The 15,318-nt window shown below is 37.7% G+C and carries 14 protein-coding genes and 8 tRNA genes; 2 read left to right on the plus strand and 20 right to left on the minus strand.

From position 1 onward, the window contains the following. Positions 1-4: 4 nt before the first annotated feature. The 9 genes from ACXVYO_RS00395 to ACXVYO_RS00435 all read right to left on the minus strand — a co-directional run bounded on the left by ACXVYO_RS00395 (position 5) and on the right by ACXVYO_RS00435 (position 1,289). Positions 5-79 (minus strand) — tRNA-Gly (locus ACXVYO_RS00395). A 29-nt stretch (positions 80-108) separates the two neighbouring features. After that, positions 109-189: transfer RNA gene (locus ACXVYO_RS00400), tRNA-Leu, on the minus strand. Between the two features lie 23 nt (positions 190-212). Further along, positions 213-288, minus strand: a tRNA-His gene (locus ACXVYO_RS00405). Positions 289-298: 10 nt separating this feature from the next. Beyond that, positions 299-374, minus strand: a tRNA-Thr gene (locus tag ACXVYO_RS00410). Positions 375-378: 4 nt separating this feature from the next. Next, positions 379-454 (minus strand) — tRNA-Val (locus tag ACXVYO_RS00415). A gap of 4 nt (positions 455-458) precedes the next feature. Continuing rightward, a tRNA-Glu gene (locus ACXVYO_RS00420) sits at positions 459-533 on the minus strand. Positions 534-541: 8 nt separating this feature from the next. Then, positions 542-632, minus strand: a tRNA-Ser gene (locus ACXVYO_RS00425). A gap of 3 nt (positions 633-635) precedes the next feature. Next, positions 636-710, minus strand: a tRNA-Asn gene (locus tag ACXVYO_RS00430). A gap of 114 nt (positions 711-824) precedes the next feature. After that, the gene (locus tag ACXVYO_RS00435; RefSeq protein ID WP_458465741.1) at positions 825-1,289 is read right to left on the minus strand and encodes a SprT family protein; all 465 of its coding nucleotides are present in this window, start codon (positions 1,287-1,289) and stop codon (positions 825-827) included. A gap of 189 nt (positions 1,290-1,478) precedes the next feature. Between ACXVYO_RS00435 and cmpA the strand changes: the two genes are divergently transcribed. Beyond that, a complete protein-coding gene (gene cmpA / locus ACXVYO_RS00440) occupies positions 1,479-1,595 on the plus strand; it encodes a cortex morphogenetic protein CmpA (protein ID WP_001143642.1) in 117 nt (38 codons plus the stop codon). A gap of 57 nt (positions 1,596-1,652) precedes the next feature. On the opposite strand, the gene ACXVYO_RS00445 is transcribed toward cmpA, so the two are convergent. The 6 genes from ACXVYO_RS00445 to acpS form a co-directional block, all read right to left on the minus strand. Further along, the gene (locus ACXVYO_RS00445) at positions 1,653-3,821 is read right to left on the minus strand and encodes a Tex family protein (protein ID WP_458465742.1); all 2,169 of its coding nucleotides are present in this window, start codon (positions 3,819-3,821) and stop codon (positions 1,653-1,655) included. Between the two features lie 68 nt (positions 3,822-3,889). Further along, positions 3,890-4,240, minus strand: coding sequence for a type II toxin-antitoxin system endoribonuclease NdoA (ndoA, locus tag ACXVYO_RS00450; protein WP_000635963.1), 351 nt, complete (start codon positions 4,238-4,240; stop codon positions 3,890-3,892). 4 nt (positions 4,241-4,244) lie between these two features. Beyond that, positions 4,245-4,532, minus strand: coding sequence for an antitoxin EndoAI (locus ACXVYO_RS00455; RefSeq protein WP_000004570.1), 288 nt, complete (start codon positions 4,530-4,532; stop codon positions 4,245-4,247). A gap of 310 nt (positions 4,533-4,842) precedes the next feature. Further along, a complete protein-coding gene (gene alr / locus ACXVYO_RS00460; protein ID WP_061680004.1) occupies positions 4,843-6,012 on the minus strand; it encodes an alanine racemase in 1,170 nt (389 codons plus the stop codon). Positions 6,013-6,130: 118 nt separating this feature from the next. Next, entirely contained in the window at positions 6,131-7,081 is a 951-nt protein-coding gene (locus ACXVYO_RS00465; protein ID WP_458465802.1) for a LolA family protein, read from the minus strand. Between the two features lie 156 nt (positions 7,082-7,237). Continuing rightward, entirely contained in the window at positions 7,238-7,597 is a 360-nt protein-coding gene (gene acpS, locus ACXVYO_RS00470; protein WP_458465743.1) for a holo-ACP synthase, read from the minus strand. Between the two features lie 92 nt (positions 7,598-7,689). Here acpS and ACXVYO_RS00475 point away from each other — a divergent pair, with 92 nt between their 5' ends. Continuing rightward, positions 7,690-8,262: a rhomboid family intramembrane serine protease gene (locus ACXVYO_RS00475; RefSeq protein ID WP_458465744.1), complete on the plus strand. Its 573-nt coding sequence runs from the start codon at positions 7,690-7,692 to the stop codon at positions 8,260-8,262. Here the strand turns inward: ACXVYO_RS00475 and uvsE are convergent. The 5 genes from uvsE to ACXVYO_RS00500 all read right to left on the minus strand — a co-directional run bounded on the left by uvsE (position 8,255) and on the right by ACXVYO_RS00500 (position 15,226). After that, entirely contained in the window at positions 8,255-9,217 is a 963-nt protein-coding gene (gene uvsE, locus ACXVYO_RS00480) for a UV DNA damage repair endonuclease UvsE (protein WP_458465745.1), read from the minus strand. The two genes, ACXVYO_RS00475 and uvsE, sit on opposite strands and share 8 nt — an antisense overlap. A 92-nt stretch (positions 9,218-9,309) precedes the next feature. After that, positions 9,310-10,893, minus strand: coding sequence for a DEAD/DEAH box helicase (locus ACXVYO_RS00485; protein WP_000206603.1), 1,584 nt, complete (start codon positions 10,891-10,893; stop codon positions 9,310-9,312). 305 nt (positions 10,894-11,198) lie between these two features. After that, a complete protein-coding gene (gene murF, locus ACXVYO_RS00490) occupies positions 11,199-12,575 on the minus strand; it encodes a UDP-N-acetylmuramoyl-tripeptide--D-alanyl-D-alanine ligase (protein ID WP_458465746.1) in 1,377 nt (458 codons plus the stop codon). A 60-nt stretch (positions 12,576-12,635) separates the two neighbouring features. Beyond that, the gene (locus ACXVYO_RS00495; RefSeq protein WP_458465747.1) at positions 12,636-13,721 is read right to left on the minus strand and encodes a D-alanine--D-alanine ligase; all 1,086 of its coding nucleotides are present in this window, start codon (positions 13,719-13,721) and stop codon (positions 12,636-12,638) included. Positions 13,722-13,954: 233 nt separating this feature from the next. Then, the gene (locus tag ACXVYO_RS00500) at positions 13,955-15,226 is read right to left on the minus strand and encodes an MDR family MFS transporter (RefSeq protein WP_458465748.1); all 1,272 of its coding nucleotides are present in this window, start codon (positions 15,224-15,226) and stop codon (positions 13,955-13,957) included. Between the last annotated feature and the right edge of the window lie 92 nt (positions 15,227-15,318).

The following is a 15,318-nucleotide window of genomic DNA, read 5'->3' on the forward strand; positions in this document are numbered from 1 at the left end:
AAATTGGAGCGGAAGACGGGATTCGAACCCGCGACCCCAACCTTGGCAAGGTTGTATTCTACCACTGAACTACTTCCGCAAGACATGTTTGAGTTATTTTATTAAAAGTGCGGGTGAAGGGAGTCGAACCCCCACGCCAAAGGCGCTAGATCCTAAGTCTAGTGCGTCTGCCAATTCCGCCACACCCGCATATTAATGTTTTAAAGAAAAAATGGGGCGACTGATGGGAATCGAACCCACGAATGCCGGAGCCACAATCCGGTGCGTTAACCACTTCGCCACAACCGCCATGATTTTCTGGTGCCGACTAGAGGACTTGAACCCCCAACCTACTGATTACAAGTCAGTTGCTCTACCAATTGAGCTAAGTCGGCTAAATGGTGGAGGATGACGGGATCGAACCGCCGACCCCCTGCTTGTAAGGCAGGTGCTCTCCCAGCTGAGCTAATCCTCCGAAGTGGTGACCCGTACGGGATTCGAACCCGTGTTACCGCCGTGAAAGGGCGGTGTCTTAACCACTTGACCAACGGGCCAGTATGTATGGCAGAGAAGAAGGGATTCGAACCCTCGCACCGCGTTAGCGATCTACTCCCTTAGCAGGGGAGCCCCTTGAGCCACTTGGGTACTTCTCTGTATGGCTCCGCAGGTAGGACTCGAACCTACGACCGATCGGTTAACAGCCGATAGCTCTACCACTGAGCTACTGCGGAATAATAAAGACAATTTGTATCTTATAAAATTTCTCACCGTAAGTCAAGATGTTTTTTCACAACCTCTTGTACACACGTGACATGTTTATAATATACTGGATTGCGTTTTCACTGTCAAGATGTTTTCTTTATCAGCTTCAGTTTCCCTTTACACTTTCCGCAGACATATCTTTTGATATTTATTTGACGTCTTCTTACATATTGAAGCAAACAGCCCATACATTCATACGTATAAACCTTCTTTTCCTTCTCTTCATTAATTATTTGTTTACAGAAGCGTGGCGCATCAACTTCTTTTAACAATTCACGAAAATCTCTATCCCGGTGCTTATAGCCCCTTCCTGTAATATGTAAGTGATAATGACAAAGCTCATGTTTAATGATTCCGACTAACTCTTCTTTCCCATACATTTCGTAATATCGATAATTCAGTTCAATATTGTGTGTCTTCAATAGATAACGTCCACCAGTTGTACGCAACCTACTATTAAACATAGCTTTATGTGAAAATGGCATTCCGAAGTATTGTAGTGATACTTCTTCCACCAGACACTGTATTTCTTGCACATCCACTCTCATTCCTCCTAAACTAAAAAATATTTTTACACTTTTCTCCTCCCTTATACATATATTAAATAGTACATATACCCATCCTCATTCAAGAAGCGTGGTTTCTAAAAACATAGCATAAATAGAAATCCACTCACCAACCTCTCATCAATAGTACCTTACATTTTTGAGAGTAGGATTAAACAAGGAGGGATTCCTATGCCTACGTGGCTAAAAAAACAAATGCAACGCGCATATTTCGAAAAAAACCGGTATCAAATTAAATTACTAAATGAATGCTGGTTTTATTATAGCAAAATACATCAAAGCTCATAATCCATTACACATTTTATCCCATAAAAAAAGAGCAGTTTCATCTGCTCTCTTCTCTTACTATTCAATCGGCAGCATAGATAGTGCAACGCGCCCTTTTTTCGTATCAATATCATCTACCCATACTTTGACGATTTGTCCGACTGATACAATATCTAACGGATGCTTCACATACTGTTTGCTCAGTTTAGAAATATGTACTAAACCATCTTGTTTTACACCTACATCAACAAAAGCACCAAAATCAACAACGTTACGAACTGTTCCTTCCAGTTCCATACCACGTTTTAAATCTTCTAATTTCAAAATCCCTTTTTTCAGAAGCGGTTTAGGCAACTCATCCCTCATGTCTCGCTCTGGACTAATGAGTGCATCTATAATATCAACTAACGTCGGTTCTCCAACTCCCGTTTCTTCCGATAACTTAGAAATCTCCACTTCTTCTAAGCTCTTTTGCAACTGCGGCTGTCCTACATCATCTTTTGATAACCCTAGACTCTTCAATAACAATTCAACATTTTTATATTGCTCTGGATGAATACCCGTTCGATCTAACGGATTTGCCCCTTCTAATATACGTAAGAAACCTATACATTGTTCATACGTCTTCGCACCTAGACGCGGTATTTTCTTTAAGTCTGTTCGTTTTGTAAATTTCCCTTCTTCTTCACGCTTTGCCACAATGTTTTTCGCAACAGTTTTCGATAAACCCGAAACATATTGTAATAAAGCAACTGAAGCTGTATTTACATTCACACCGACTTGGTTAACTGCCGTCTCTACTACAAATGTTAATGATTCATTCAACCTCTTTTGCGATACATCATGTTGATATTGTCCAACCCCAACTGATTTAGGGTCAATCTTTACAAGTTCAGCAAGCGGATCTTGCAGACGTCTGCCGATAGAAACAGCGCTTCTTTCTTCAACCTGTAAATCCGGGAATTCCTCACGTGCTAAATCTGAAGCCGAATACACACTCGCACCAGCCTCGTTCACAATAATATAGAAGACTTCTTGTTTCACATTTTGTAATACATCAACTATAAATTCTTCTGATTCTCTAGAAGCTGTACCATTCCCAATCGCAATCACTTCAACTTGATATTTATCTATAATAGAAAGAACTTTCGTTTTTGCATCTTCATATTTACGCACTGGTGGATGCGGATAAATAACATCAATATATAGAACTTTCCCCGTATCGTCTACAATAGCTAATTTACAACCCGTTCTATATGCAGGGTCTACAGCTAACACAACCTTACCTTTCATTGGAGGTTGTAATAACAAATTACGTAAGTTCTCAGAGAAAATATGTATCGCTTGTTCCTCAGCTGTTTCTGTTAATTCTTTTCGAAGCTCTCTCTCAATAGAGGATTGAATTAATCGTTTATAACCATCCTCAATCGCTAACTTTACATAATGTGCACTTTTAGAATCATTATCACGAATTACTTTCTTATATAAGAAATTTACTATCTCATCTACTGGTGGAACAACAGAAACTCTCAATATATCTTCTTTCTCACCGCGATTCATCGCTAATACACGATGCGGCACTACCTTCTGCAACGGTTCTTCATAACTGTAATACATTTCATATATATTCTTTTCATCTTTCTCTTCATCTTTTACGGACGAAGACATAACACCTTTTCTAAAAGTAACATTCCGAATCCAACTACGATACGCCGCTTCATCTGAAACGATTTCTGCAATAATGTCTTGGGCACCTTGCAATGCCTCTTCTGCAGATTGTACTTCTTTCTCTGCGTTAATAAACTCCACTGCCTTCTTATTTGGATCTTCTTTCTTATATAACAATAACCATTCAGCTAACGGCTCTAGTCCTTTTTCTTTCGCAATCGTTGCTTTCGTTCTTCTTTTCTCTTTATATGGACGATATAAATCTTCTACTTCTTGCAATTTTGCAGCTTTAACAATTTGCTGACGTAACTCTCCTGTCAGTTTCCCCTTCTCATCAATAAGACGAAGAACCTCTTCTTTCCTATCTTCAAGCTGCATCATATATTGCCATCTCTCTAAAATCGCACGAATTTGCACTTCATCTAAAGAGCCTGTCCATTCTTTTCGGTAACGAGCAATAAATGGAACTGTGTTACCTTCTTCTGTTAATTGAATAACATGACGAACTTGCTTTTCGGTAAAGCCTAATTCCTTCACTAACATTTTCATTAACGCTTGTCGATTATCTACCATTTCCATATACAACCGTAACCTCCTCTATAATAAAAAAAAGTTGCCCTGTAAAGAGAGCAACTTAAACTGCCGATTTAAAAATCTATTAGTCCCAAACTAATTTGTAGCGCTTCATCTACACGAATCATCATCACTTCATCTAAGTGAGTGATTTTGTCCGTTAAGCGCTGCTTATCGATTGTTCGAATCTGCTCAAGTAAAATAACAGAATCTCTCTCAAAACCGTACTTTTTCGCATCAATTTCCACATGAGTGGGTAATTTAGCTTTTTGAATCTGTGCAGTAATAGCCGCTACAATCACCGTTGGACTAAAACGATTTCCGATGTCATTTTGAATGACAAGAACCGGACGAACGCCTCCTTGCTCAGAACCAACAACTGGGGAAAGGTCTGCAAAATACACGTCGCCGCGTTTTACAATCAAAATATTACCCCCCGCTAACTAAGCGTTCTACTGTATGAGCTGCTTCATACTCTGCTAAGAAAGCTTCAGATGCAATACCAAGATTAATTTTTCCCATTTCAATGTACCCACGTCGCATTGATTCATGTTGGTAGCGTTTCTTCGTCTTATGTTGACGCAATAACAGTTGTGTTGCCTGGCAAATTAGTTCATGGCGATTCTTATTCTCTTGTTTTCCAATTCCGTCCAATTCCGTTACCATTTGCTTTGGCAACCGAACCACGATTTCAGTAGTTACACTTGATTCGGACACAAAAATACACCTCCACCGTCAACTACACACCCAAATATATATATGACACCTATTGTAATAATACCATTGTATGGAGCCTGTTGCAAAGACTTCCTTATTCCTTGCTTATGTTTTCCAATTCAGAAACAAAACATTCATATTCTTTTATTTTTTATCTCATTACAAACAAGAAGCGAAAGAGTTCCTCCGCAAAATTCACGTTAAATTATGTTAAAAGTAACTATAAGTACAAAGCTTCTCATCAAAAACGAGCTTATTCTTAACCAATGAACAGTCCTCTCAAATGACAAGAAGCAAAGCATACTACCTTCTATATATTATTTAAATAATTAATTACCTCTACAACCTTGCCATGCCGTATAAATATTCTCGGCACACGGAAACTTATCGTTGCAATAACCTCATAATTAATGGTCCCGGAGTATTCAGCAACCTCAGCAGCACTAATATACTCATCACCTTGTCTTCCAATGAGTGTAACTTTCGTACCAAGCGGCACTTCACAAGGAAGATGTATCATGAATTGATCCATTGTTACTCGACCTACAATCGGTACCCTTTTACCATTTATAAGCACTTCAAATCCTTGTAATCTTCTAAGCCATCCATCTGCATATCCAATTGCAACGGTTGCAATCCATTCTTCCGTTTTCGTTCGATAAGTGACGTTATAACTGATTCCATCCCCTTTAATCACCTGTTTAATATGAGCAACTTTCGTATGCAATGATAGCGCTGGCTCTAATTTAAACGGTAAAAAAGGGCGTATTTCTACAGATGGGGATAACCCATACATCGCAATGCCAATTCGTACTGCATTAAATGTAATCCCTTGAAAACGTAGCGTTGCAGCACTATTAGCTGTATGGACAAACTTAGGATCTACTCCGAATTCTTTCAACCAACTTAACTGCTGCAAAAATGTGTTATATTGCTTATCAAAGTAAGAAGTCTCCACCTCATCCGCTGTTGCAAAATGTGTATAAACTCCTTCTAATTCTAAAAATGGTGCACCTTCTAAACTCTTTAAAAACCCTTTTAATTCTTTGCGTTCGCGTATTCCAATTCTCCCCATGCCACTATCGAAATTAATATGGTATTTCATTGTAGATGAACCGTCCCAAAGTTTGATCGCTTCGTCCACCCATTCTTTTTGAAAAACAGTTAACGCTACATCATTTTCAGCAGCTACATTGACATCACGAGGTGGGGAAGGACCTAACACTAAAATCGGCACTGTAATACCAGCCCTTCGAAGCACTAAAGCTTCATCTAAAAAGGCAACCGCTAACCTTGTCGCCCCTGCTTCTAATGCCGTTTTAGCTACCGGTACATAATCGTGTCCATATGCATTCGCTTTAACTACAGCAAAAATCTCTACATCACTTGGAATGAAATTTTTAATGTGTGTAATATTGTTATAGATCGCATCTAAATCCACTTCCACCCAAGTGTCACGGTAAAATGGTGCTTCTTCCATAAATACACTTCCTTATACACGATATGCGAAGCTTATTCTTTTATATGCTTCTTTTATGAAATCCACCCTTCAAACTAAGAAAAGACGTGGTGCACATATATCACCACGTCTAAGAAGTTTACTTCACTTGCTTCTCTGTAACTGAACGAGCAACCATTAATAGCTCCTTCGGCTCTAAACCTTTAGACACGAGCATATATTCTACTCCGTTATGCGACCACGTTAAAGAATCTTTCGTCAATGCCCCAATTGTAAAGCCAAGATCAACCAATTCTCCGCTCACACTTATCGCTGACGAAGCCTCTGCAACTTTTGCCTTTTCTTGTATCAAAGTAAAGGATTTCTTACTTCCAGTGTATGTGAGTATCGCACGCTTGCCACCGTCTGTCTTTAACTCTTTTTCATCTTTCAAAACCATACCTTGCGGCGTATCACGCGGATACAAAATTGCAAATGGTTTGTCTTCTTTCGCTGTTGTTTGAACATCTACTTGCGCTCTAGACATATTTTGTTTCGTATCAAATGCACCTTTATCAAATTTCGCATCAAATTTCACTTTTGAGAAATCTACTTTCACAAGAACATTTTGGTCATTATCCATTAACTTCACCGAAACTGGCGTTAAATCACTTTTCTTCAATGTAATCTCTTGTTTCGGCAACATGTTTTGATGTTGATAGTTTGTTTTTGTTTTAAAAATATAATGCTTATCTGTTTTTTCAAAAGTAAGGTTTTTCTTATCCTGCAAAATATCTCTCACAAGAGATTCATATAAATAAGCCTGGCTACTATTTTGCGGCCAATCACTTTGGAAACGGAAACTCTTATTAAGCGCTGGCGTTAATACAAATACCCCTTCTTCATTCCTTAAAATAATTTGACTTTGATCTTTCTTCGCATTCTGCAAATTCACACGATAAAAAGAAGGTTCCTTATGCCATATTTCTACCTTATACTCCTGAGGCTCATTCCCTGTTTTAATAGATAATTTTGCTTCAGCTTGATAACTTTTCATCCCTTTTACTTTCGCCTCTAAATCTCTCACAACATCATCTTGTTTCTTTTCCATACAACCCGCCAACACAAAAACGGTTAATAAACCGACAAGAACTAAAAACAGACGCCTTTTCATCACTTCAGCCCCTTTGCCCCTATAAATGAGTGGAAGATGTGCCTTCCTTATCGCTACCACAAATATATGAGACAAAGATATAAAATATGCAGACTAGCTTGACGAGCTTTCTAAAACCACTTGAGCAACAGCAAATTCCTTACTATGACTAATTGATAAATGAACAATATGCTCTGTACTTGTAACAAGGATCGGCTTACCTCTATCATCATTTCTTACTTCAATATCTAAAAAACTTACTTCTTTCCCGATACCAGTCCCTACCGCTTTTGAATACGCCTCTTTCGCTGCAAATCTTCCAGCTACAAACTCTGTAAGACGACTTCCCTTCAGTTCCTTAGCAACACTACGTTCATTTTCAGTTAAAATACGCTCCATAAATTTAAGTTTTCCATCTAGCATTTTTTCAATTCGATTCAATTCAATAATATCGATTCCAATCCCTACAATCATTTCAAAATCCCCTTCTTCTATTTAGCTTTCTTTTTTCATATTGTAAGAATAACAGAGAATCTTTCTGATGCAAAAGGAGTGATACTCACAACATGCTAATACCTTCTGCCCGCATTCCCTTACAACCAATCGTCATCGCTTTACTTCTCATACAATTAGTCATGATTATGTTAGGCGACTTTTTTCTCTTTCCCCTGGCATCCTATAATGAATATATCGCTAAAGGAGAATGGTGGCGTCTCATAACTTCCCTACTTGTACATGTAGACTTACAACATTTCCTTTCTAATAGTATTTGTTTATTTGTACTTGGCTCTTCTATCGAAAAGCAACTAGGGCACTTTGCTTTCATCATTCTTTTTTTCCTCTCTGGCATTCTTGGAAATATTTCTTCTTATCTTATTATGCCTCTTGAATATATTCATGCCGGGGCATCTGGTGGTATTTTTGGATTGCTAGGAGCACAATTATTTCTATTGTATAGTCGATATCGTTCTTCCAACCCAAGAGACATTGCTATTTTTTCAATCATGATATGTATATTACTACTATTCACTTTCTTCAATCCCTCCGCTAACCCTATAAGCCATTTAACAGGATTAATCATTGGTGGTATTTGCACTCCTTTATTAGTAAAAAAATTCGATGGTGCAGAGCTTATTTAATATAAAAGCTCGCACCATCGACAATTTCTACCTCTGTTTGTTTACTTAAATCTCTCATTAATTGAAATAAAGACTCATCCTTCTTCTTCGCCTCAATCATACAATCAATTTGCGGAACACTTCCCTTTATCTTTTTTAAAAAAGATAAAAAAGTATCTACGTCAATAAAGTCCGCATGCGCTCTCGGGTCTTTTCCTTCTCTAGGACTAGAAATGTGCATTTTCACCGGTAACAAAGACGACTCCCACGTATGTACAACACGCGCCCAATCTTCATGCCAATCTTCTCGACCATGATTCATCATATGGTGATGCAAATCAAACACGACTGGAATATCTAACTTTTCACCTAAATACAATGTTTCTTCTAAAGAAAAGGTCGTATCATCATTTTCTAATATGACCATTTCTTGGATACCTCTTGGAACACTTGACCAATTTTCTATAAAGCGTTCTAATGCAAGCTCCTTATCGTTATAACCTCCACCTACATGTAATACGCATCGTTGCTTATGTTCAATTCCCATACCTTTTAATAATTTTTTATGCATCTGCAATGTTTTTACAGATTGCTTAAAAATTTTCTCCTCAGGTGAATTCAGCACAACAAAATGATCTGGATGGAAATCAATACGCATATTCATTCGAATAGCATAATCACCTAGCACTTTTAAATTTTCTTTTAAGGGGCGAATATAGTTCCACTCTAACAACTCCTCATGATTCGCTAAAGGAACAAGCTTGGAACTAAGCCGAAAGAAAGATATATCATGTCCTTTATTATGCTTTAATAACCGTAAGCAATTTTCTAAATTTGAATTAGCAATTCTTTCGAGTTTACGAATTGCAGCCTCTCGATCATCAATTCGTTGAAACTGCGCATATGTCATCGTTTGAGATGGAGATGCGTTCTTTACATGTACACTCATCGCAACATACCCAAGTCTTACAAGCATGTAGCACCTCTTTTCTACACAAGTTATTATGTAGTATGTACAATTACAGAAATAAAAAAAGAGAATGCCAGCAAAGGGCATTCTCTTTTGTATTAAGCTTGTGGACGGCTATGATGTTTTCTTTCGCCACGTCCATTTGAAGATCCAGGGCGACCTTGACCTTCACCTTTACGACCACGGCTACCACCATCACGATTACGATCACGGTTACGGCCATCGCCACCACCGCGTCCATCACGATTGCGATCACGGTTACGACCATCGCCACCGCCGCGTCCGTCACGACTACGATTACGGTTACCATCACGGTATCCGCCTCCGTTACCGCCGCGTTTTTTAGAACCGCCACCTCTTGAAACAACTGGTGGTTCTGATGTTAAAGCGATTGGAGTTGTATCAGGCTCTTTTGTCATCATTTTTAAAGCAGCAGCTACTACTGTTACAGAGTCGTTCTCTTCTAACATTTCTTCTGCAATACGCTTGTAGTATGATAAATTCTCATTTTGAATTGTGCTTTGAAGTTTTTCAGCGATTAAACGTTGTTGACCTTCTAATGCCTCGTCAAGTGTCGGTGCTTCCATACGATCAACTTTACGTTTTGTTGTGCGCTCGATATTTTTTAATTGTCCTGATTCACGTGGTGTTACAAATAACATTGCAATACCTTTTTTACCTGCACGACCAGTACGACCGATACGGTGAACGTATGATTCTGGATCTTGTGGGATATCGAAGTTATATACGTGTGTTACGCCTGAAATATCAAGACCACGTGCAGCAACGTCTGTTGCAACAAGAACTTCAATAGCACCTTCTTTAAATTTACGTAGTACAGACATACGCTTCGCTTGTGTTAAGTCACCGTGAATACCTTCTGCTGCATAACCACGTAAGTTTAACGCTTCTGATAATTCATCAACACGACGCTTTGTACGACCGAATACGATTGCAAGCTCTGGAGATTGAATATCTAGTAAGCGTGTTAACACGTCAAACTTTTTCTTTTCTTGCACTTCTAAATAGAACTGCTGAATGTTTGGCATTGTTACTTCTTTTGCTTTTACTTTAATGTGTTGAGGCTCAGTCATGAAACGCTCAGCAATACGACGGATTGGATCTGGCATTGTCGCTGAGAATAATAATGTTTGATGTGTTTCTGGCACATCTGTTAAAATCGCTTCAATATCTTCAATGAAGCCCATGTTTAACATTTCATCCGCTTCGTCAAGAACAACAGTCTCTACGTTTTGTAAGCGAAGTGTTTTACGGTTAATATGATCTAAAATACGACCCGGCGTACCAACAATAATGTGTGGGTGTTTTTTTAGAGCACGAATTTGGCGGTTAATATCTTGACCACCATAGATTGGTAAAATACGAACGCGTTTATGTTTACCAATTTTGTATAGCTCTTCTCCAACTTGAATTGCTAATTCACGCGTTGGCGCGATAACAATACCTTGAACTGCTTCTTTATTTGTATCCACTTTATCTAATAGTGGTAATCCGAATGCTGCTGTTTTCCCTGTACCTGTTTGTGCTTGCCCAATAATATCTTTACCTTGCAATGCATGTGGAATTGTTTCAGCTTGAATCGGCGTAGCCTCTTCAAAGCCCATGCTTTCAACAGATTGCAGTAAAGACTCACTTAATCCTAATTCTCGAAATGTTGTCAATGTTACTTCTCCTTTTCTATCCTATACTTATCATTTAAAAAAAGGCGTTTTCCGAATTTGCGGAAAAGCCCTTTTCCTGAATGCTCACGTATATAAACGGGCGTATATTCTTCGCGAAAATACTTCTAAACGTTATTACACTTTATCAATTATAAGTTTTGTATGTGTAAAAAGCAAACCCAACTGTTACCTTATTTTCATATTCAGAGTTTTTTTCTTCACTTTTATTTTTTTATATTTACTGTAAGCGCTTATTATAAGTTTCTTCTATTTTCGCAGCTATCATCCCTATTTATATACACCAATTATTTCAACATCGTAATTACTTCTTCCAATTTCATACCACGAGATGCTTTTATTAATACAACATCTTTCGCATCAACTACTGCTTGCAACTCTTTTACTAACTCTTCTTTATTATCATACGCCTTTACACGTTCATTAGGGAAATTAATTTTCGCTCCTTCAGCAATTTGAGCCCCTAATTTACCATATGTGAACACATATGAGATTTTTGCTGGATCGATTAATTTACCTACTTCATAATGAAACTGTACCTCTTGATTTCCAAGCTCTAACATATCACCGAGTACAACAATCTTTTTAGCAAATCCATCTAAACCATTCATTAAATGGAATGCTGCTTCCATAGCCGTTGGGCTCGCATTGTAGGCATCATTGATAATTGTTAAACCACTATTTGTTTTTACAATCTCCATACGCATGCCTGTCATTTGAAGTGTTACTAAACCTTCTTTCATCTCTTCCCAAGTTACACCGAAATGTTTCGCAATCGCCATTGAAGCAAGCGTATTGTACACATTGTGTTTTCCTAATACTGGTAGATAGAATGAAACATTTTCTTCTCTATTCATTTTAAAGTGCGTCCCAGTTGCCTGTAATGTTACAGTCGTTGGATAGTAATCATTTGCTCTAGCGTCACCAAACGTAACTGTTTCAGCCATTAAATTCATTTCAGGAACACGATTTGTTAATAATGGCTCATCTCCGTTATATACGAATACTCCACCTTCTTGTAATCCTGTCACAATTTCTAATTTCGCTTCAGCAATCGCCTCACGAGAGCCTAAATCCATTAAATGTGCCTCACCAATGTTCGTAATGATAGCTGCATTTGGACGTGCTAACTTAGATAAGAATTCAATTTCCCCTCGGCTCGACATACCCATTTCTAATACAGCTACTTCTGTATTTTCTTCTAAGTTTAAAATAGTAAGAGGTAACCCGATATGGTTATTGAAGTTGCCTTCTGTTTTTTGAACTTTGAATTTAGTTGCAAGAAGACTTGTTACAATATCTTTTGTAGATGTTTTACCGTTACTACCTGTCACACCAATAACCTTAACATCCAATTGATCGCGATAATTTTTCGCTAACATTTGTAATGCCGATAGCGTGTCTTCTACAAAAATAACTGGAAGATTCTCAGGTGGATTTACTACATCTTTCATCCATAATGTCGCCACAGCTCCATTTTCAACAGCTTTGTCTACAAAAGCATGTCCATCAAAACGTTCACCTTGAATTGGAACATATAAGTTTCCCTTTTCAATTTTTCTCGTATCAATAGACACTCCTTGTATAGTAATTCCCTCATCTTGCTCTGCTAATCCCGTACCCTTTACCATCTGCTCTACTTGTTTTAACGTTCGATTTATCATGAAAACACTCCTTACATAGAGGAAGCACTATTCCTGCGAATAGTGCCTCCTCCTTTTTTGTTAGATTGTATATTTAATTTTTTGTTTTTCCTCGTGACGCGCAATCGCTAAATTGATTAGCTCTTCAATTAATTCCGGATACGGTAATCCAGTATGTTGCCATAGTAGAGGGAACATACTAAACGGCGTAAATCCTGGCATTGTATTCACTTCGTTAATATATACTTCTCCATCTTTCGTTAAGAAGAAATCAGCTCTTGTTAAGCCAGCACCATCTAACGATTGGAATGCAATAATCGCATCTCGCTTAATAACGTTAGACTCTTCTTCTGTCATTTCAGCTGGGATAATTAACGCTGTATCGCCATCGATATATTTCGACTTATAATCATAGAAGTCTTTTTTCGGTACGATTTCACCTACAACTGAACATTTCGGTTCATCATTACCTAGTACACCAACTTCTACTTCACGTCCAACAATATTTTCTTCTACAATAATTTTGCGGTCAAATTGGAACGCCTCTTCAAATGCATTCTCAAGCTCTTCACGATTTTTACACTTATTAATACCAACACTTGAACCAAGGTTTGCTGGTTTTACGAAGCAAGGATATCCTAAAACTTCTTCTACTTTTTCATATGCTGTTTCACAATCTTTTTCCCATATGCTACGAATGAATGATGCATATTTTGCTTGTTTTAATCCAGCTTCTGCAAAGATGTTTTTCATAACAACTTTATCCATGCCAGCAGCAGATGCTAGAACACCATTTCCTACATAAGGAATGTTCATTAATTCTAATAATCCTTGAACCGTTCCATCTTCACCATTTGGTCCATGTAATAATGGGAAAATAACGTCGATAGCATTTTCCTCAGAAGCTGCAGATGGAATGATTTCTGTGCTTAATGATAACGGAGAAATCGCATTTTCTGCACCGCTCATTTTTAGAACTTCAACATCTGTTACTTCACCTTCAATACGCTCACCGCGCACCCATTGACCTTGTTCTGTAATATAAATCGGATGAATCTCGAATTTATCTTGATTTAATGCTTTAATAGCAGCAAGAGCCGTTTGTAGCGAAACTTGATGCTCAGCTGATTTTCCACCATATAATAAACCTAATTTAATTTTTGTCACTGAAATCACCCTAACCAATTGTTTTCATTTTTCTATTTTAGCACTTTTTATAAAAATAGGTAGTTCCTATTTGAAATAAAATGTAACTTCCACAAATAAATAAATGACACCACTTATTGGTTTTCTATACTTTTTTCACTTAAATTTCTTCATACATATATAAAATTACAACTCAATCTAGTTATGTACCTAGAATATGTAGAATTCCCCTTTTTGTGTATGTCATCTACTCATTAAGAAGATTGTTTAGTCAGTGTGCCTTTTTGCCTTTGTTCAACGAGACGATCTAAAGAAACATATACAATACCTGCAACTACACATCCTATAGCTAAAATTGTAAATAGAAAGTGGCCAAGTAATCGGTCCAATAAAAAACCTCCAAGAAGTGGACCGAGTGCACCTCCTGTAATCCACTGCAAACTCGCAGCTCCCATATAAGTCCCTCTCAAATGCTCAGGAGCCAAATTTGCTACAAACGTCATCTGTACAGGCGACATAATCATCTCACCTAATGTATATATGGCATAAACAAACAGCAACGTTATTAAAATAATCGTAGCATTTGCATCAAATTCTCCAAACCACTTCGGTAGCCACCCTATAAAGAACAAACCAATCCCGAACAAACATGCACCATATAACATCGTCTTCCCGACAGGTTTATCTGTGGCCCATTTTGAAATTGGAAATTGAAACAACACAACTAATAGTCCATTTAAAGCCATTAAATATGGATATGGGTTGTTAGTTCCAAAAATACCTTTCATTTCATTATCAAAGTGCAGTGGCAACATGCCTTCTGTTTGAGAAAATCCCATCGAAATAATGATACCTGCTAATAAATAAATCATTAGTGCCTTATCTCTCATTACTATTTTCCAAATCGCCCCTGATTCCTTTTCTTTATTCTCTTCTTTATTCGCGTTCTTTGGCATTGTCTCTTGGATAAGAATGAATACAAGTAATGCATAAAATAACATCGTAGACGAAGCAATAATAAACACAAGATTCTTCGAAAACATAACTACTGAAGCGCCCATTATCGGGCCAATTGCAGCACCTATATTGTGCCCCATTCGCAATAATCCATATGCTTCTGTTCTTTTTTCTGGAATTGTTACATCCGCAACCATCGCTGATGCAGCTGGATGAAATAGCGAATTACTTAATCCTAAAAAAACAGATAAAATCGCGTAAGGAATAAATCCTTCTATAAATAAAAAACCGAGCATTAATACCGCATTACTCGTCATCGAAAATATCATAATTGGCTTTCTTCCATATATATCAGCAATTCTTCCCCCTATAATTGATCCAAAGCTTGCAGCAATTGGAGAAAGCGCCATAATAACTCCAACCTGCAATAATGAATCTACCTTATCTTTTAAATATAATGCAAAAAAAGGCATCAACATCATCATTGCAATTCCATTTAACGTCTCACCAATAAACCGTATCCATACGTTACGGTCCATCTCTCTTAACTCACGCCACGTATTTTTCATCATTCCACCCCTTTAGTTCGCCAACAATCATCTTATAATAATTTCAGAAGAATGTAAATTTTCAGAACAAAAAATCCACCCTAACTGAATTA

The sequence above is a fragment of the Bacillus sp. BC08 genome, assembly GCF_054326875.1.